This window comes from Delftia sp. DLF01, assembly GCF_014852125.1.
In the GTDB taxonomy this organism is placed as follows: Bacteria; Pseudomonadota; Gammaproteobacteria; order Burkholderiales; family Burkholderiaceae_C; genus Comamonas; species Comamonas acidovorans.
In genome coordinates, this window is record NZ_JACVAZ010000008.1 from 1 (window position 1) to 17896 (window position 17896).

Sequence of the window (17896 nt, forward strand, 5' to 3'; positions counted from 1 at the left end):
CCTTCCCATCCCGAACAGGACAGTGAAACGACTTTGCGCCGATGATAGTGCGGGTTCCCGTGTGAAAGTAGGTCATCGTCAGGCTCTTACAGCCCAAGAAACCCCGTAGCCCAAAGCTACGGGGTTTCTTGCATTGGGCTGCAGGAAATGGAAACAGGCTGAACAGCCAAAACGGACATCCCAAAAAAAGAGAGCGCTAACGCGCTCTCTTTTTTCATTCTGAATGCGCAATGGTTCAGAGCGGCAGGCATTCGCCCTGTACAAAGACCTTGAGTTCGCCCGACTGGATCGAGGTCCAGGTTTCATTCTTGGTCAACGGTGCTGTGACGATGATGGCCACACGGTCCTGTGGTGTGGTCTCTCGGGCGAAGTCCACGGTCAGGTCCTCATCCGACAGATGGGCCTGGGCAAAGGGGTGGCGACGCTCGATGTAGCACAGGTGTGTGGTGGCATGGGCCCACAGCGCTTCGCCGTTGGACAGCAGGAAGTTGAAGGTGCCGTGTGGCGAGATGCGCCTGGCCAGTTCGCGCAGCGTATGCGTGAGTTCCTGCACGCTCGGCAGGCCGGCATGGGACTTCCAGAGCTCCTGAAGAATCCAGCAGAAGGCCTGCTCGCTGTCGGTGTTGCCTACCGGATGGAAGTGGGCATGGAGTTTGGGAGCGAAGCCCTTGAGATCTCCGTTATGGGCAAAGACCCAGTTGCGGCCCCACAGTTCACGCACGAAGGGGTGGCAGTTCTGCAGGCTTACCGCGCCCTGCGTGGCCTTGCGGATGTGGGCGATGACGTTGCGGCTCTTGATCGGGTACTCGCGTATCAGCTTGGCGATGGGCGAGTCGATGGCGCGCTCGTAGCCGACGAAGTGGCGCAGGCCCTTGTCCTCGAAGAAGGCGATGCCCCAGCCGTCCGTATGGTCGCCGGTATTGCCCGCCCGCTGGGTGAACCCCGAAAAGCTGAAGCGCACGTCGGTGGGCGTGTTGCAGTTCATTCCAAGCAGCTGGCACATGGCGGTATCGTTGTTTGCGTAGTTCAAGCCATAGCCTAACGCCTGGCGCGGCAGCTGCAAGCACAATGCGGGGCAACGGCAAAAAAACGGAACATACCCATGCCCATCCTCTGTCTGCATACGGCGCACAGCAACGCCGTGATCTTCGAGCAGGCTGCTGCCGAACTGGGCTGGCCGGCCCACTCAATCGTTCATCAGGTGCATGAGGAACTGCTGTTGGAGGCGGAGGCTGCAGGTGGCATGAATGCGTCGCTTCGGCAGAAAACGGCAGGGCAGCTCGATGCGCTGGCGGACCCTGCCGATATCGATGCCGTGCTGCTGACCTGCTCGACCCTGGGCCCGGCCGTGGCGGATTGCCGCAGTGGCAAGGTCTGGCGTGCCGATGGCATGCTGGCGCGCAAGGTGGCCGCTGCCTTGCAAAGTGACCCCGAATCGCGCATTGCACTTCTGTGCGCCGCTCCCACAACGTACGAAGCCACGCGCAATCTGTTCATGGGAGAACTGCAGCAAGGCAACGCAGATCAACGCATGCAGCTGCAATGTGTTGAAGGGGCCTGGGCTCTTTTTCGCAGTGGTGATGTCGCCGGCTATGTGGCGTGCATGGCCGATGCGGCTGTTCAGGCCCATGCTGCCGGTGCTACCCAGGTAGCCCTGACCCAGGTGTCCATGGATGGTGTTGCCAGACACTGGAAGCCAGATGCCTCCATGCCTGTGCCCTGGACGGTGGCTGGGAGTGCACTGCAGGCACTCATGGAAATACGGGATTAAAGACCAAGTTTCATGAAAAAAGGCAGCCAAAGCTGCCTTTTGCATGCATTGAGCGAAAGATCCTCAGCTGCGTTCGGACCAGAGCTTGCCGCCCGTGGCCCAGTTTTCGCGCTTGATGTCGGTGATCAGGATGTCCACCGATTCGGGCGAGCCACCGAGGACTTCGACCGAGACGCGCGTGATCTCTTCGACCAGCTTGCGCTTTTGTTCAACGGTGCGGCCTTCCATCATTTCGACGTGGTATGTGGGCATGTCAATCTCCTCAGGGATCAAGTTCTAGGGGGGTTGGGTCGGCGACATCATATCGGCCGACGCGGGCGGTCGAGGCTTGTCGGTGCCAAGCGCGCAGGCGGGGCACAGGCAGGCCTTGTTGCGCAGTGGCTCCGGAATGCGGGCCAGTGCATCGGGTGCCACTGGCGTGTCCATGCACCAGCAGTTCAGCGGATCAACGCCCGCAAGAATGGCGCATTGATTGCTGCGGCCGCACAGCGGACACAGGCTGGCATCGGGGGGAGGGGCACTCATCGTGGTGCTGAGTGTAGGCCCATGAAAAAAGCACCTCAGGCAAGCCTGGGTGCTTTTGCAGCCTTGGGCGCCGCCAGGTGTCAGGCGGCTGCCTTGACCTTCAGGCGCCAGGCGTGCAGCAGGGGCTCGGTGTAGCCACTGGGTTGCTCCTTGCCCTTGAAGACCAGGTCACAGGCGGCCTGGTAGGCCATCGAGGTGTCGAAGTGGCCGGCCATGGGCTTGTACAGCGCATCGCCCGCGTTCTGCTGGTCAACCACGGCGGCCATGCGCTCGAAGGTCTCGCGCACCTGGGCCTCGGTCACGATGCCGTGCTGCAGCCAGTTGGCGATGTGCTGGCTGGAGATGCGCAGCGTGGCGCGGTCTTCCATCAGGCCCACGTTGTGGATGTCGGGCACCTTGGAGCAGCCCACGCCCTGGTCCACCCAGCGCACCACGTAGCCGAGGATGCCCTGGACGTTGTTGTCCAGCTCCTGCTGCTTCTCGGCGGCGCTCCACTTGTCTTCCTTGACCACGGGCACCTGCAGCAGGTCGGCCAGGATGGTGGCGCGCTCGGCGTCGGCATTGGTCTGCTCCAGCTGCTTTTGCACTTCGGCCACGTTGACCTGGTGGTAGTGCAGGGCGTGCAGCGTGGCGGCCGTGGGCGAGGGCACCCAGGCGGTATTGGCGCCGGCCTTGGGGTGGCCGATCTTTTGCTCCAGCATGGCCTTCATCAGGTCGGGCATGGCCCACATGCCCTTGCCGATCTGCGCCTTGCCGCGCAGGCCCAGGCCCAGGCCCACGAGCACGTTGCTGCGCTCATAGGCGGCCAGCCAGGCGCTGCCCTTCATGTCGGCCTTGCGGACCATGGGGCCGGCATACATGGCGGTGTGCATTTCGTCGCCCGTGCGGTCCAGGAAGCCGGTGTTGATGAAGGCCACGCGCGATGCGGCAGCGGCAATGCAGGCCTTGAGGTTGACGCTGGTGCGGCGCTCCTCGTCCATGATGCCCAGCTTGACGGTGTTCTCGGGCAGGCCCAGGACCTTTTCCACGCGGCCGAACAGCTCGCTGGCGAAGGCGGCTTCCGCGGGGCCGTGCATCTTGGGCTTGACGATGTAGACGCTGCCCGTGCGCGAGTTGCGGATGCCGTTGGCGCCCAGACCCTTGATGTCGTGGACGGCGATGGCCGTGGTGACCATGGCGTCCAGGATGCCCTCGGGGATTTCCTTGCCGTTGCCCCAGAGGATGGCCGGGTTGGTCATCAGGTGGCCGACATTGCGCACGAACATCAGCGAACGGCCATGCAGCTTGACGGGCTTGCCATCGGCACCCGTGTACTCGCGGTCGGCGTTCAGGCCGCGCGTCATGCTCTTGCCGCCCTTGTCGAAGGTTTCGGTCAGCGTGCCCTTGAGGATGCCCAGCCAGTTGGCATAGCCGACCACCTTGTCCTCGGCATCCACGGCGGCCACGGAGTCTTCCAGGTCCAGGATGGTGGACAGGGCGGCTTCGACCACCACGTCGGCCACGCCGGCGGCATCGGTCTGGCCGATGGCCGTGGTCTTGTCGATGCGGATGTCGATGTGCAGGCCGTTGTTGAGCAGCAGCACGGAAGAGGGCGCCGCGGCTTCACCCTGGTAGCCGACGAACTGGGCGGTGTTCTTCAGGCCCGTGGTGCCGCCGCTCTTGAGCGCGACGACCAACTGGCCAGTTTCCACGCGATAGCCGGCGGCATCCTTGTGCGAGCCCGAGGCCAGCGGGGCTGCCTGGTCCAGGAAATCACGTGCGAAGGCGATCACCTTGGCGCCGCGCACGGGGTTGTAGCCCTTGCCCTTTTCCGCGCCGCCGTCTTCGCCGATGGCGTCCGTGCCGTACAGCGCGTCATACAGCGAACCCCAGCGCGCGTTGGCGGCGTTCAGCGCATAGCGGGCGTTGAGAATGGGCACGACCAGCTGGGGGCCGGCCTGGATGGCCAGTTCCGCATCCACGTTGGTGGTGGTGGCCTTGGCATCCTTGGGCTGCTCGACCAGATAGCCGATCTGCGTCAGGAATTGCTGGTAGCCGGCCATGTCGGTGATGGGGCCGGGATGGGCCTTGTGCCAGGTGTCCAGCTCGGTCTGCAGGCGGTCACGCTCGGCCAGCAGGGCGGCATTGCGAGGAGCCAGATCGTTGACGATCGCGTCGAAGCCTTTCCAGAACGCCTCGGGAGCGACACCGGTGCCCGGGAGCACTTGTTCATTGATGAAACGGTGCAGCTCTGTAGCGACCTGCAGGCTGTGGGCTTGGGTGCGATCGGTCATGGTGGGAACCCCGGGTTGGATGGATGGAAAGGCTTGGCAGACCCTTTTCGGGCCTGACTATAAGGAATACTTTATTAGATTTATTTGCGTACATAAATAGACCATAAATCTTAAAACTCGTGACTTTTACGCAAAAATGTGGGAAGGTTATGCGCGCGCCAAAACCGGCCGGCTTTGGCGCGCAGCCCTATGCATGGTGCACATGGAGGACAGCCAGTGCCCACTATGCAAAAAGGCGAGTCACAGGAGACGGGTGTGCGGTCGCATGCCCCACAAGAACACGGAAAAGAAACGGACAGCGGTCATGGACAAGCTCAAGGCATTCGAGTCATTCGTATCGGTGGCAACGCGCGGCAGCCTCACGGCAGCGGCCAAGGCGGAAGGTGTGGCGCCGGCCATCATGGGGCGGCGCCTCGATGCCCTGGAAGAGCACCTGGGCGTCAAGCTCATGGTGCGCACCACGCGGCGCATCTCCCTCACGCACGAGGGCAGCGCCTTTCTCGAGGATTGCCAGCGCCTGCTGTCCGATGTGTCCAACGCCGAGGCCAGTGTCAGCGCGGGCGGGGTCAAGGCCACGGGCCACCTGCGCATCACGGCGCCGGCGGGCTTTGGCAGGCGGCACGTGGCGCCCCTGGTGCCGCTCTTTCGGGATCTGCACCCGGATGTGACGATTTCCCTGAACCTCAGCGACCGCGTGGTCGACCTGGCCGGCGAAGGCTTTGACTGCGCGGTGCGCGTGGGCGATCTGCCCGACTCGGCCCTGGTCAGCGTGCGCATTGCCGACAACCGGCGCCAGTGCGTGGCCACGCCGGCCTATCTGGAGCGCCGGGGCACGCCGCGCCACCCGAGTGAGTTGACCCAGCACGACTGCCTGACGCTGTCCAGCGACGCTTCGCAGACGCGTGGCTGGGCCTTTCGCATCCCCCATCCCGACAGCGGCACCAGCGAGGTCGTGCACTTCAAGCCGGGCGGCCCGCTGGACTGCTCCGACGGCCAGGTACTGCACGACTGGTGCCTGGGCGGCTGGGGCATCGCCTGGCGCAGCACCTGGGAGGTCGAGGCCGAGATCACCTCGGGCCGCCTGGTGGCTGTGCTCGAAACATTCGCGGCGCCGCCCAATGGCATTTTTGTCGTCTTTCCCCAGCGCAAGCACATGCCGCTGCGTGTGCGGCTGTGGATCGACTATCTCAAGCACCACTACGAGCAGCCGGATTTCTGGCGGCGTACCCACGCGGCCTGAGCGGGCCGCCCAGCAAGGAGGAATGAGCATGGCAGTGTCGATAGCGACGAAAGCGGTATCCGCAACGCCGGGCGTGGCCCCAGGACGGCGGCGCTGGATGCGCATGGCGCTGGGAGCCGCCTGCCTGGGCATGGTGGCGGGCTGCGCCGTCCAGGGGCCGGGGCAGGGCCGGCCGGACGGGATGCGGCAGGGCGCGGTGCCTGCCGGCATCGTGAGCGTGACCTTTGACGATCCCTCGCGGTTCGACGCCGGGCGCAACGGACCCCAGGAATCCGAGAAGGCGCGCCGCGCCTGGGTCGATGCGCTGGCCCAGTTCCTGGCCGAGCGTGCCGCGCCCAGGCTGCCCCAGGGCCAGCGGCTTGAAGTTCACCTCACCGATGTGCAGCGCGCAGGCGGCTTCGAGCCCTGGCGCGGGCCCCAGGCTGCCGATGTGCGCATCGTGCGCGACATCTACCCACCGCGCATCGACCTGCGCTTCAAGCTGCTGGGAGCCGATGGAAAGCTGCTGCGAGAAGGCAGCCGCCAGCTGCGCGACGCCAGCTTCATGATGCGCCCGGACCTGTATCCCAACGATCCCCTGCGCTACGAAAAGACGCTGCTGGACGACTGGGTGCGCGCGGAGCTGGGGCGCTGACGGGACCGCAGTGGTCTACCGATTGCCTCGGACATCACGATGGCAGTCCCCGTTTCTGGCGTAATGGACGCTTGGCCCAAGAGGCCCAATTTCTATACGGATTCCCCATGACGATAGAAGCCATCCTGGCCAGCCTCCACCTGCTGGCCATCCTCACCTTCGTGGTGTTCCTGTCCAGCCAGGCGGCGCTGTGCCGCAGCGAGTGGATGAGCGCCGCCGTGGTGCAGCGCCTGGCGCGGCTGGACATGATCTATGGCCTTGCCGTGGTCTTCCTGGTGCTGACCGGCATCGCCCGTCTGGTGTGGGGCGTCAAGGGCATGTCCTGGTACGTCTCGCAGCCACTGTTTCATCTGAAGATGACTTTGTTTGTCGTCGGCGCGCTGCTGTCGATCAAGCCCACGCTGGCCTTCCGGCGCTGGCGCCGCGCGCTGGATGCCGGCCAGGGCCTGCCTCAGCCGGCCGAGGTCGCCAGCACGCGCCGCTGGGTGATGTGGCAGGCCCATGTGGTGCCCGTGATCGCCGTCGTCGCGGTGTTCTGGGCGCGGGGCATGTAGGCTCCGTTTTCCTGTCCGGCGGCATGGGGTGGGCCTGCCACGTAGAATCCGCCGATGCTCTCCGTCAAACAGGAACTGCTCGCGGCTCTGGCCGGCGAGCTTGAAACTTTGTCGCCCGGCGCCGGTGCCCGTGCCGCTTTTGAATCCCCCAAGGTGGCTGCCCATGGCGATTTCGCCTGCACGGCCGCCATGCAGCTGGCCAAGCCGCTCAAGCTCAACCCGCGTTCGCTGGGCGAGCAGCTCAAGGCTGCGCTGGAGGCCACGCCGTCCTTCCAGCGTTGGGTCGATGCCATCGAGATCGCCGGCCCCGGCTTTCTGAACATCCGCCTCAAGCCCGCCGCCAAGCAGCAAATCATCCGCGAAGTGCTGGAGCAGGCCGAGAAGTTCGGCTGGCTGGCCGACCGTGGCGCAAAGATGCTGGTCGAGTTCGTCTCCGCCAACCCCACCGGCCCGCTGCATGTGGGCCATGGCCGCCAGGCCGCGCTGGGCGATGCCATCTGCAACCTCTATGCCACGCAGGGCTGGGGCGTGCACCGCGAGTTCTACTACAACGACGCGGGCGTGCAGATCGACACGCTGACCAAGAGCACGCAGCTGCGTGCCAAGGGCTTCAAGCCCGGTGACGAATGCTGGCCCATCGATCCCGAGAATCCGGCAAGCAAGGCCTTCTACAACGGCTCCTACATCCAGGACATCGCCGACGACTTCCTGGCCCGCAAGACCGTCAAGGCCGATGACCGCGAATTCACGGCCAACGGCGATGTCGAGGACTACGACAACATCCGCCAGTTCGCCGTCGCCTATCTGCGCAACGAGCAGGACAAGGACCTGCAGGCCTTCAACCTGCACTTTGACGAGTACTACCTCGAATCCAGCCTCTACACCAACGGCTATGTCGAGGACGCGGTGCAGCGCCTGATCGCGGGCGGACATACCTACGAACTCGACGGCGCGCTCTGGCTCAAGTCCACCGACTACGGTGACGACAAGGACCGCGTGATGCGCAAGCAGGACGGCAACTACACGTACTTCGTGCCCGATGTCGCCTATCACATCCAGAAATTCAAGCGCGGCTACTCCAAGGTCGTCAACATCCAGGGCACGGACCACCACGGCACCATCGCGCGGGTGCGCGCCGGCCTGCAGGCCGCCGACGTTGGCATCCCTGCCGGCTATCCCGACTATGTGCTGCACACCATGGTGCGCGTGGTGCGCGGCGGCGAGGAAGTCAAGATCAGCAAGCGCGCCGGCTCCTACGTCACGCTGCGCGACCTGATCGAGTGGACCAGCAAGGACGCGGTGCGTTTCTTCCTGCTGTCCCGCAAGCCCGACACCGAGTACACCTTCGACGTGGACCTGGCCGTGGCCCAGAACAACGACAACCCCGTTTACTACGTGCAGTACGCCCATGCGCGCATCTGCTCGGTGCTGGCCGCCTGGGGGGGTGACGCGGCCACGCTCAAGGACGTGGACCTGTCGGCGCTGGAAGGCCCGCAGGCCCAGGCGCTGATGCTGCAACTGGCCAAGTACCCGGCCATGCTGACCTCGGCCGCAGAAGGCAATGCGCCGCACGACGTGACGTTCTACCTGCGCGAACTGGCCTCGCTGTACCACAGCTACTACGACGCGGAACGCATCCTGGTGGACGACGAAAAGGTCAAGCTCGCCCGCCTGGCGCTGATCTCGGCCACGCGCCAGGTATTGCACAATGGCCTGGCAGTGCTGGGCGTCTCGGCCCCGCAACGCATGTAACTTCGAGCGACAAGCGATCTATGAAGACACAGCAACGTGGGGGCACCGTCATCGGTCTCATCATCGGCATGATCGTCGGGCTGGCAGCAGCCCTGGCCGTCGCCGTCTATGTGACCAAGGTGCCCGTGCCCTTTCTCTCCAAGGGCGGCAAGACGGCCGACCAGGACGCGGCCGAGGCCCAGCGCAACAAGAACTGGGACCCCAACGCACCGCTGCAGGGCAAGAACCCGGCGCCGCCACCACCGGCCGCCGTCACGCCCAGCCTCCCTGGCAGCACCGCACCAACCGCCCCCACCCCGCCCGCCGTGGCAGGAGGCGTGACTCCGCCACCCGCGCCCGTGGACCCGGCCAAGCCGCCCGCCAAGCCCGAAAACAAGGCCGATGGCAAGAGCTCGGCCGATCCGCTGGGTGACCTGGTCAAGTCGCGCTCCGCCGCCGCCGAGAAGGCGGAAAAGGCAGAAAAGGCCGACGCCGCCTTCAACTACTTCGTGCAGGCCGGCGCCTTCCGCAGCCAGGGCGATGCCGATGCGCAGCGCGCCAAGCTGGCCATGCTGGGGTGGGAGGCGCGCGTGAGCGAGCGCGAGCAAAACGGCATCACCATCTTCCGCGTGCGTGTGGGCCCGTTCACCAAGCGCGACGATGCCGAGCAGCTCAAGCAAAAGCTCGATGGCGCCGGGGTCGAGTCCACGCTGGTGCGCGCCGCACGCTGAAAGCGCGTTGCGACAAGAGCGCTGAACTTTTGGCGGGCCCCTGCCTCCTAACCTGCAGCATTGAACGAGGAGTTTGTTTTGATGAATCGCCGCGACTTTTCCCTGGCTGCCTCGGCAGCCGCTGCCAGCGCACTGACGCTGGGCACTTCCGCCGCCCAGGCCCAGGCCGCAGCGCCCAAGGAGGGCAAGGACTACATCAAGCTGGCCAAGCCCGCACCCACCAGCGCCGGCGCCGGCAAGGTCGAGGTGGTCGAGTTCTTCTGGTACAGCTGCCCGCACTGCAATGCGTTCGAGCCCACCTTTGCCGCCTGGAAGAACCAGGCCCCGGCCGACGTGGTCGTGCACCGCGTGCCCGTGGCCTTCAACGCCAGCTTCGTGCCCCAGCAAAAGCTCTACTACGCCTTCGAAGGCATGAACCTGCTGGACACCATGCATGCGCGCGCCTTCCACGCCATCCATGTGGAACGCAACCGCCTGGCCAAGGACGAGGACATCTTCGCTTGGGTGGGCAAGCAGGGCGTGGACGTGGCCAAGTTCAAGGAGGTCTACAACTCCTTCAGCGTCTCCAACCAGGTTCGCAAGGCCACCCAGCTGCAGCAGGACTATGACGTGGAAGGCGTGCCGGCCATGGGCGTGGCGGGCCGGTACTACACCGACGGCACCAAGGCCGGCAACATGACCAATGTGCTGCGCGTGGTCGATCAGCTGATCGCCACCAGCCGCAAGGGTTGAGGCCCGGGCCTCGGCCCAGCCAAGCCGCGACAGGCCCGCCATTGTGCGGGCCTGTCGCTTTTGGAAACCTCTTTTTGTGCCTTTGTGTCAGCGCTTTCCGTGCGCGTTGAAAGACGCCAGGAACGGTTGCGCGCGACACCCCCTACAATGGATGCAAGAAGCGTGCCCTCCATGAAACAACGACTTTCCTCCCTCCTGCTCGCCGCCGCCCTGGCGGCTTTCGCCGGTATGGCCCAGGCCGAAAAGGCCGACAGCACCAAGCCCATGAACATCGAGGCTGATGCGCTGCGCCATGACGAACTCAAGCAGACCAGCGTCTTCACTGGCAACGTGGTGATGACCAAGGGCACCATCGTGCTGCGCGGCGCCCAGCTCGATGTGCGGCAAGACCCTGAAGGCTTTCAGTACGGCGTGGTGACGGCCGAGGCGGGCAAGCGTGCCTTCTTCCGCCAAAAGCGCGACACCGTTCCCGGCCAGCCCGAGGAATTCGTGGAAGGCGAGGGCGAGGTCATCGAATACGACGGCAAGGCCGACCTCGTGAAGTTCATCCGCCGCGGCGAACTGCGCCGCTATCGCGGCGGCCAGCTCAGCGACGAGATCACCGGCTCCATCATCGTCTACAACAACCTCACCGACGTGTTCACCGTTGACGGGCAAAAGACCAGCGGTGGCCAGCCCAGCTCCACGGCCGGCCAGGGCGGACGCGTGCGCGCCGTGCTGGCGCCCAAGGAAGGCACGCCGGGCTCGCAGCCGCGCGCCCCCGCAGCGGGCACGCCGGGCACGTCCCTGCAGCCCAGCAACAGCCTGGACAGCCTCGGCGGTACCAAGCGATGAGCGGGCAAGCCGCAGCCCCGGCTGCCACTGCACGCGCCGACCAGGGCAGCAGCCTGCAGGCACGCCATCTGGCCAAGTCCTACGGCAGCCGCAAGGTGGTCAAGGACGTGTCGCTTTCCGTGAAAAAGGGCGAGGTCGTGGGTCTGCTGGGACCCAACGGCGCGGGCAAGACCACCTCGTTCTACATGATCGTGGGCCTGGTGCGCAGCGACGGCGGCGACATCTTCATCGACGGTCAGGCCGTGGGCAACATGCCCATCCACCAGCGCTCGCGCCTGGGCCTGTCCTACCTGCCGCAAGAGGCATCGATCTTCCGCAAGCTCAGCGTCGAGGACAACGTGCGCGCCGTGCTGGAGCTGCAAAGGGACGAGCAGGGCCGGCCGCTGGCGCGCAGCGTCATCGAGGAGCGCCTGACGGCGCTGCTGCAGGAATTGCGCGTGGACCATCTGCGCGCATCGCCTGCGCTGGCGCTGTCGGGCGGCGAACGCCGCCGCGTCGAGATCGCGCGCGCCCTGGCCACGCAGCCGCGCTTCATCCTGCTGGACGAGCCCTTTGCCGGCATCGACCCCATCGCCGTGATCGAGATCCAGCGCATCATCGGCTTTCTCAAGGCGCGCGGCATCGGCGTGCTGATCACCGACCACAACGTGCGCGAGACGCTGGGCATCTGCGACCATGCCTTCATCATCAGCGACGGCCACGTGCTCGCCCAGGGCACACCCGAGGAGATCGTGGACAACGCCGAAGTGCGGCGTGTCTACCTCGGCGAACACTTCCGGATGTAGCGCCATGCCCTGCCTGGCCCGTCTGCGAGACTGTCTGCGCGAAGGAGCTGCCGCTTGAAGCCCGGTCTGTCGCTGCGCGTCTCCCAGCATCTTTCGCTCACTCCCCAGCTGCAGCAGTCGATACAGCTGCTGCAGCTGTCCACGTTGGAGCTGGCGCAGGAAGTGGAGCAGATGCTGGGCGACAACCCCTTCCTGGAGCTGGCGAACGAGGAGGGCGATCACGATGCGGCTGCCGGCACCCGCGAGCCTGCCGCGCCCGGCGCCGAGGCCACGGAGTCCTTCCAGGAAAGCCGCGCAGACCAGCCTTCGGCGGCGGTGGAGTGGGAGCCCTCGTCGGACGCATCCTCCGGCGATGCCGTGGAGACTTCCGGCACGGCCGAGTCCCTGAGCTGGGAAGGCGACGGCCAGACCACCTCGGGCAACGATGACCGCGACTGGGGCAGCGATGCGCCCTCCAGCCGCACGCGCGGGCAGGGCGAGGAAGACGAGGCCGATGCCACCGAACTGGCTCGCAGCGCCGAAAGCCTGACCGACCACCTGCACCGCCAGGCCCTGAGCCTGCGCCTGGGCGAGGTGGACCGCGCCGCACTGCGCTTTCTGATCGAGAACCTCAACGACGACGGCTACCTGGAAGATCCGCTCGACGAGCTGGCACAGGGCCTGGCGGGCGACGATCTGGAGGAGTGCGAGGAACTGGTGCACCGCTTCACCGTGGCGCTGCGCCTGCTGCAAAGCCTGGAGCCCGTGGGCGTGGGCGCGCGCGACCTGGCCGAATGCCTGACGCTGCAACTGCGCGACCAGCTGGCCGATGCCGAGCGCGAAGGCAACGGCAGTGCCGAGGACGAAGACCGGCAGGCCGTGCTGCGCTCCGCGCTGGACATCTGCGCCCAGCCCATGGACCTGCTGGCGCGGCGCGACCTGCGCAAGCTCGCCAGCCTGTGCGGTGCGCGCGAGGAGCGGCTGCGCGAGGCGCTGGTGCTGATCACCCGGCTGGAGCCACGCCCGGGCCGGCGCTTTGCCGACGTGCAGCGCCAGATCGTCGTGCCCGACGTCATCGTGCGCCCCGTGCGCAGCGGCGCGGGCCGCATGGACTTCAGCGTGCAGCTCAACCCCGACGTCATGCCCAAGCTGCGCGTGCACGACATCTATGCCAGCGCGCTGCGCAGCCACAGGGGCAGCGAAGGCCATGCAGCGCTGCAGCAGCGGCTGCAGGAGGCGCGCTGGTTCATCAAGAACATCCAGCAGCGCTTCGACACCATCCTGCGCGTGTCGCAGGCCATCGTGGAGCGGCAGAAGAATTTCTTCGTGCATGGCGAGCTGGCCATGCGCCCGCTGGTGCTGCGCGACATTGCCGATGCGCTGGGCCTGCATGAATCCACCATCAGCCGCGTGACCACGGCCAAGTACATGGCCACGCCGCAGGGCACCTACGAACTCAAGTACTTCTTCGGCTCGGGCCTGGGCACCGAGGCCGGTGGCAATGCCTCCAGCACGGCCGTGCGCGCGCTGATCAGGCAGTTCGTCGCGGCCGAAGATCCCAAGAAGCCGCTGTCGGACAACCAGCTGGCCGACATGCTCAAGGAGCAGGGCATCGAATGCGCGCGGCGCACGGTGGCCAAGTACCGCGAGCTGCTCAAGATCCCGCCGACCACGCTGCGCAAGGCGCTGTAGCCCAGGCGCGCAAACTCGCCATCGCGCCACCGTGGTGTCTATGGCGTTCGACCGGCCACGGCATCCCACTTCAAGCCGAATTTCAGCAGATACTTGCGCAGGCGGTCGGCATCGTTGACCACGCTGCGCTGGCTGCGTGACTGGTCGAACAGGCGGCGCCCCGCATCGGACAGCGAAGGCGACTCCCGGCACACGCGCAGCACCGCTTCGAGCTGCATGCGGTCGAACAGATCCAGCGGCTCCAGCACTTCGGCAGACAGCAGGCTTTGCAGGCTGGCGCCGGCCGGTTGCACGGCATCGCCTCGTTGCCACAGCCACTTCAGGCGCTGGATCTCGGCATCGACCAGGGCCGTGGAGATGCGCCCCCCGTCGGCCAGCGTGGCCAGGCGCGTCATGCTGGCCGACAGGTCGCGGAAGTTGCCGCTCCACAGCGCCTCGGGCGAGCGCGCAAAGCGCAGATAGCGCTCGCGGGCCTCCACATTGAAGCGCACCATCTGGCCGGTCTCGTCGGCCGAGCGCGCGAGCAGGTGGTCCATGTTGGGTTCGATGTCCTCGGGGCGCCCGGCCAGGCCCGGCAGCGCGTAGGACCACAGATTGATGCGCGCGAACAGATCCTCGCGAAAGCGCCCCTGCGCCACGTCGATGCGCAGGTCGCGGTGCGTGCCGGCGACCAGCTGGAAGTCGCTGCTGACCTCGCGGTCGCTGCCCATGGGATAGAAGCGCTTTTCCTCCACCGCCTTGAGCAGCATGGCCTGTTCGTCCAGGCCCAGCTCGCCGATTTCGTCCAGGAACAGCACGCCCTGGTGCGCGCTGCGCAGCAGGCCGGCGCGGTCGGCCGCAGCGCCCGTGAACGCGCCCTTCTTGTGGCCGAACAGCACCGAGGCTGCACCATCACCGCGCAGCGTGGCGCAATTGACCTCCACGAAGTCGCCCTGCACCTGGTGCCTGGCCTTCTTCAACTCGTACATGCGCCGCGCCAGATGCGACTTGCCCGCACCCGTGGGACCCGTGAGCAGGATGGGCGCGCGTGAGCGCACGGCCACGCGCTCGATCTCGTCGATCAGCGCATTGAACCCGGCATTGCGCGTGGCGATGCCGCTCTTGAGAAATTGCACGGCCTCGCTCTGCTCGGCGCCGAAGCGCTGGGCGATCACGTCGTAGCGCGACAGGTCCAGGTCGATCAGCGCATAGCTGCCCGGGTCGCCCATGCGCTGGCGCCGGGGTGGCGAGGTCTGGGCCAGCACGCCGGGAATGCGGCGCGACTCCACCAGCAGGAACAGGCAGATCTGTGCCACGTGCGTGCCCGTGGTGATGTGCGTCCAGTACTCCTCGCGCTCGGGATCGAAGCGGTAGGCCTGCGTCCAGTCGAACAGCCGCGCATAGACCTCGCCGAAATCCCAGGGATCGGCAATGTCCATGGGCACGAGGTTCACCTGGGTCTCGGGCGATGCCGTGGCGATGTCGCCCTGCAGCAGCTGCGCCAGGGCCAGATGGGGCGGCGTGTAGAGCAGCTCCAGCCGCTCCACCACCAGATCCTCGTGCTGCATGAGGGAGAGGGTCGGCCGCCATTTTTCCCAGCGCCCCGCGCCCCTGCCGGAGTCCAGCTGCGTACCCAGAAAGCCGATGACGACCTTTTTCTTTTCCATGTTTTGTCTAGTTGAATAGCTGAAATTCTAGTTTCTTTGGATTGAAGAAGAAATCAAGAAAAGTGTGATTTGAGATTTATCCAAATAAATCAATGGGTTGAAGAATTGTTTGGCGCTGGATGCCAGGCTGGCACGCATCTCGCAATAACCAAGGCATCCAGTGCAAGCGGTGACCGCTCACAGGCCGGGGTTGGGGCAAAGGCCCGCCCCGCCGGTGCCGGAAGTCCGGGCCCCCAGGGGCTTGTCGATTTCCCGCATGCCGCACGCCGCAAGCGCTGGGTAACGGCAAGGTTGTGGAAACCGTCCCGCAAGGGACGCCTGGTTCGACTCCAGGCTTGCCAGCCACTGGTAGCTCAGTCTGGTAGAGCACCCTCGCAAGAGGACTGTCGCAGGTTCGATTCCTGTCCACTCTTCCGGCCGCAAGGCCGGGCTATTGAAACGGTCGAAAGACCACCCGCCGAACGCGGGAGGTGGCCACCGGGTTGCGATGCAGCCCCAAGGCCGCCACCCGTCAGCGGCGGCGGCTGTGCCAGGTCCCGGCACGGTCCGCGCCCGCAGCCAGCCACGCTGCAACCTGTTTCCAGGGTTGCCGCCACGGCGCACTGCAAGGCCCGGGCCGTGCCCCCTGGAACCCCGCCGCTGCTGTAACGGCACCCCTGTTGATTGCGGCGAAGACGCCGAACGAGGAGAAGAAGAAATGCTGAAGATCCAACGCATCACCGTCAAGAAGAACGAACGCGCCCTGCTGCTGCGCAATGGCGATTTCGAGCGCGTGCTGCACAGCGGCCGGCACTGGCTGTTTGCCGGCACCGACCAGCTGCGCGTGGAAACCTTTGCCCTGGAGCAGCCCGCCTTCACGCACGGCCTGGCCGACTACCTGATGGCGCAGGAGCCCGCCGTGGTGGCCGCCGAATTCCTGCGCGTGGAACTGTCCGAAACCGAGGCGGGCCTGCGCAGCGAAAACGGCGTGCTGGTCGAGATCCTGCCGCCCGGCACGCGCCGCCTGTACTGGAAGGGACTGGTGGACGTGGGCGTGCAGGTGGTCGACCTGCAGGCCGGCGCCGAGCTGCCCGCCGCCCTGGCGGCGCGCCTGACCCAGACGCAGCTGCGCCAGCGCAGCGTGTCCGGCCTCAACGGCGTGCTGCAGGTGCAGGTGCCCGCAGGCCAGTGCGCGCTGCTGATCATCGACGGCAAGGTGGACCGCCTGCTGCAGGCCGGCAGCCATGCGTTCTGGAAGTTCGGCCGCAGCATTGCCGTGGAGCTGGTGGATCTGCGCCTGCAGGCCGTCGAGGTCTCGGGCCAGGACATCATGACCCGCGACAAGGTCAGCCTGCGCCTGAACCTGAGCGCCACCTATCGCCACACCGACGTTCTGCGCGCCTTTGCCCAGCTGCAAAAGCCCGCCGAGCACCTGTACCGGGAGCTGCAGTTCGCACTGCGCGCCGCCGTGGGCACCCGCACGCTTGATGAGCTGCTGGAGAACAAGACGGTGATCGATGACGTGGTGACCGCGCACATGGCGGCCAAGCTGCAGCCCTTCGGCATGGTGGTGGAGAGCGTGGGCGTGAAGGACATCGTGCTGCCCGGCGAGATGAAGGCCATCCTGACCCAGGTGGTGCAGGCCGAAAAGCAGGCCCAGGCCAACGTGATCCGCCGCCGCGAGGAAACGGCGGCCACGCGCTCGCTGCTCAACACCGCCAAGGTCATGGAGGACAACCCCGTGGCCCTGCGCATGAAGGAGCTGGAGACGCTGGAACGCGTGGCCGAGCGCATCGACAAGATCTCCGTGTTCGGCGGGCTGGATCAGGTGCTCAACGGGCTGGTGAAGATGCGTTGATAACGCGATGAGGCGGGCGTGGAGTCGCCGGCGGTGCCGGTTGCTTCATGCCTGCCCTTGAAGGAGAGACACCATGGACAAGAAGATGACATCGAAAAGGATGCAATCGCCTGCAGCGCAAATGCAGGAGCGTACAGACGCCCTGGTTGCTGCATCACAGGCGCTCTACCAGAGCTTTGCGGGATACAGGTCGCCGTCGGTAGCGCTGGACGCTTGCGTCACATGCTGCATGGATGCAGACCTGGAGCGCGAGATGCGTCGACTGCCCCTGCGCAGCCTGACCGAGCACCATTTTTACCAATACAACGACGCTGCTAAAAGCGTGGTCCAGCCTGCGGATGAGATCAAGTACCTGGCGCCAAGAATGTTGGAACTGCTGGCGCAGGGCGCAAGGCTGCACCACTCCACCGAGTTGTATCTGGACCGCCTTGGTCGCTGCGAGCCCGGCTCCTTTTCATCGCAGGAAAGCGCGGCGTTGCAAGCCTTTGCTCGTGCCTTCTTTGCCTTGGGGCTGGAGCAGTGGGCTGAGCCGGACACCAGCGTTTTCCAGGGCGAAGAGGCCTTCTCCTTTTTGCTCATGTGGGACTACGCCGGTGTGCCGCTCCAGCCCCTGCTGGACCACTGGCTGACCTGTGACAGCGAGAGCGCCACGCTGCATTTTGTCGATGCATGCTTCTACGAATTCATCTGGGGTGGACACTGCATCAGCAATGCCTTCGCATCCGATCGCAATGGCTACCGTGCAACGATGGAGCAGTGGCTCTCGCAGACAGGCACCAAGAAGCATTGGGCAGAAAAGCTGCTGCAACTGGCCGAGCGTGGCCCGGCCAGCACCTGGCTGCCTTCAGGCAAGCGCGACCACCAGTGCTACCCGCTGGATGAGCGCATAGGCGCGGTATTCGACGCCATGGCCACTTGAGGCGGAAACACGA

Annotated in this window: 17 protein-coding genes; 12 read left to right on the forward strand and 5 right to left on the reverse strand. The window is 65.6% G+C overall.

The genetic code is table 11. From position 1 onward, the window contains the following. Positions 1–235 precede the first annotated feature (235 nt). Complete coding sequence (locus IB269_RS28555; RefSeq protein ID WP_012202593.1) at positions 236–1003, reverse strand: class II glutamine amidotransferase; 768 nt, start codon at positions 1001–1003, stop codon at positions 236–238. 138 nt (positions 1004–1141) lie between these two features. On the opposite strand from IB269_RS28555, the gene IB269_RS28560 reads away from it, so the two are divergent. Beyond that, entirely contained in the window at positions 1142–1771 is a 630-nt protein-coding gene (locus tag IB269_RS28560; protein WP_260263924.1) for a hypothetical protein, read from the forward strand. A gap of 63 nt (positions 1772–1834) precedes the next feature. Here IB269_RS28560 and IB269_RS28565 read toward each other — a convergent pair whose 3' ends face one another. The 3 genes from IB269_RS28565 to IB269_RS28575 form a co-directional block, all read right to left on the reverse strand. Then, on the reverse strand, positions 1835–2023 hold the full coding sequence (locus IB269_RS28565) for a 4-oxalocrotonate tautomerase (protein WP_012202595.1): 189 nt from the start codon (positions 2021–2023) through the stop codon (positions 1835–1837). 24 nt (positions 2024–2047) lie between these two features. After that, entirely contained in the window at positions 2048–2296 is a 249-nt protein-coding gene (locus IB269_RS28570; RefSeq protein ID WP_123694684.1) for a cysteine-rich CWC family protein, read from the reverse strand. 80 nt (positions 2297–2376) lie between these two features. Further along, positions 2377–4569 carry a malate synthase G gene (locus IB269_RS28575; protein ID WP_192368918.1) on the reverse strand — a complete coding sequence of 731 codons (2193 nt, stop codon included), beginning with the start codon at positions 4567–4569 and terminating at the stop codon, positions 2377–2379. Positions 4570–4873: 304 nt separating this feature from the next. Here IB269_RS28575 and IB269_RS28580 point away from each other — a divergent pair, with 304 nt between their 5' ends. The 9 genes from IB269_RS28580 (at position 4874) to IB269_RS28620 (ending at position 13481) form a co-directional block, all read left to right on the forward strand. Then, positions 4874–5809, forward strand: a complete 936-nt coding sequence (locus IB269_RS28580) for a LysR family transcriptional regulator (RefSeq protein WP_013804758.1) — start codon at positions 4874–4876, stop codon at positions 5807–5809. A gap of 28 nt (positions 5810–5837) precedes the next feature. Then, positions 5838–6443: a DUF3016 domain-containing protein gene (locus tag IB269_RS28585; protein WP_192368919.1), complete on the forward strand. Its 606-nt coding sequence runs from the start codon at positions 5838–5840 to the stop codon at positions 6441–6443. A gap of 107 nt (positions 6444–6550) precedes the next feature. After that, positions 6551–6997, forward strand: coding sequence for a DUF2214 family protein (locus IB269_RS28590; protein ID WP_034389505.1), 447 nt, complete (start codon positions 6551–6553; stop codon positions 6995–6997). Between the two features lie 54 nt (positions 6998–7051). Continuing rightward, positions 7052–8749, forward strand: a complete 1698-nt coding sequence (argS, locus tag IB269_RS28595) for an arginine--tRNA ligase (RefSeq protein ID WP_043825927.1) — start codon at positions 7052–7054, stop codon at positions 8747–8749. A 20-nt stretch (positions 8750–8769) separates the two neighbouring features. Next, positions 8770–9459 (forward strand): SPOR domain-containing protein, encoded by a 690-nt coding sequence (locus IB269_RS28600; protein WP_192368920.1) that lies wholly within the window; start codon positions 8770–8772, stop codon positions 9457–9459. Between the two features lie 81 nt (positions 9460–9540). Continuing rightward, a complete protein-coding gene (locus tag IB269_RS28605) occupies positions 9541–10191 on the forward strand; it encodes a thiol:disulfide interchange protein DsbA/DsbL (RefSeq protein WP_065347443.1) in 651 nt (216 codons plus the stop codon). Between the two features lie 171 nt (positions 10192–10362). Further along, positions 10363–11025 carry a lipopolysaccharide transport periplasmic protein LptA gene (gene lptA, locus IB269_RS28610; RefSeq protein ID WP_013804753.1) on the forward strand — a complete coding sequence of 221 codons (663 nt, stop codon included), beginning with the start codon at positions 10363–10365 and terminating at the stop codon, positions 11023–11025. Continuing rightward, positions 11022–11810, forward strand: coding sequence for an LPS export ABC transporter ATP-binding protein (lptB, locus tag IB269_RS28615; RefSeq protein WP_012202605.1), 789 nt, complete (start codon positions 11022–11024; stop codon positions 11808–11810). The genes lptA and lptB overlap by 4 nt, the downstream gene beginning before the upstream one ends. Positions 11811–11864: 54 nt before the next feature. Then, complete coding sequence (locus IB269_RS28620) at positions 11865–13481, forward strand: RNA polymerase factor sigma-54 (RefSeq protein ID WP_192368921.1); 1617 nt, start codon at positions 11865–11867, stop codon at positions 13479–13481. Positions 13482–13519: 38 nt separating this feature from the next. On the opposite strand, the gene rtcR is transcribed toward IB269_RS28620, so the two are convergent. Continuing rightward, the gene (gene rtcR, locus IB269_RS28625) at positions 13520–15127 is read right to left on the reverse strand and encodes an RNA repair transcriptional activator RtcR (protein WP_192368922.1); all 1608 of its coding nucleotides are present in this window, start codon (positions 15125–15127) and stop codon (positions 13520–13522) included. A gap of 697 nt (positions 15128–15824) precedes the next feature. On the opposite strand from rtcR, the gene IB269_RS28630 reads away from it, so the two are divergent. Both IB269_RS28630 and IB269_RS28635 read left to right on the forward strand, forming a co-directional pair. Further along, positions 15825–16964 (forward strand): slipin family protein, encoded by a 1140-nt coding sequence (locus tag IB269_RS28630; RefSeq protein ID WP_192368923.1) that lies wholly within the window; start codon positions 15825–15827, stop codon positions 16962–16964. A 73-nt stretch (positions 16965–17037) separates the two neighbouring features. Beyond that, positions 17038–17883: a hypothetical protein gene (locus tag IB269_RS28635; RefSeq protein ID WP_192368924.1), complete on the forward strand. Its 846-nt coding sequence runs from the start codon at positions 17038–17040 to the stop codon at positions 17881–17883. Positions 17884–17896 lie beyond the last annotated feature (13 nt).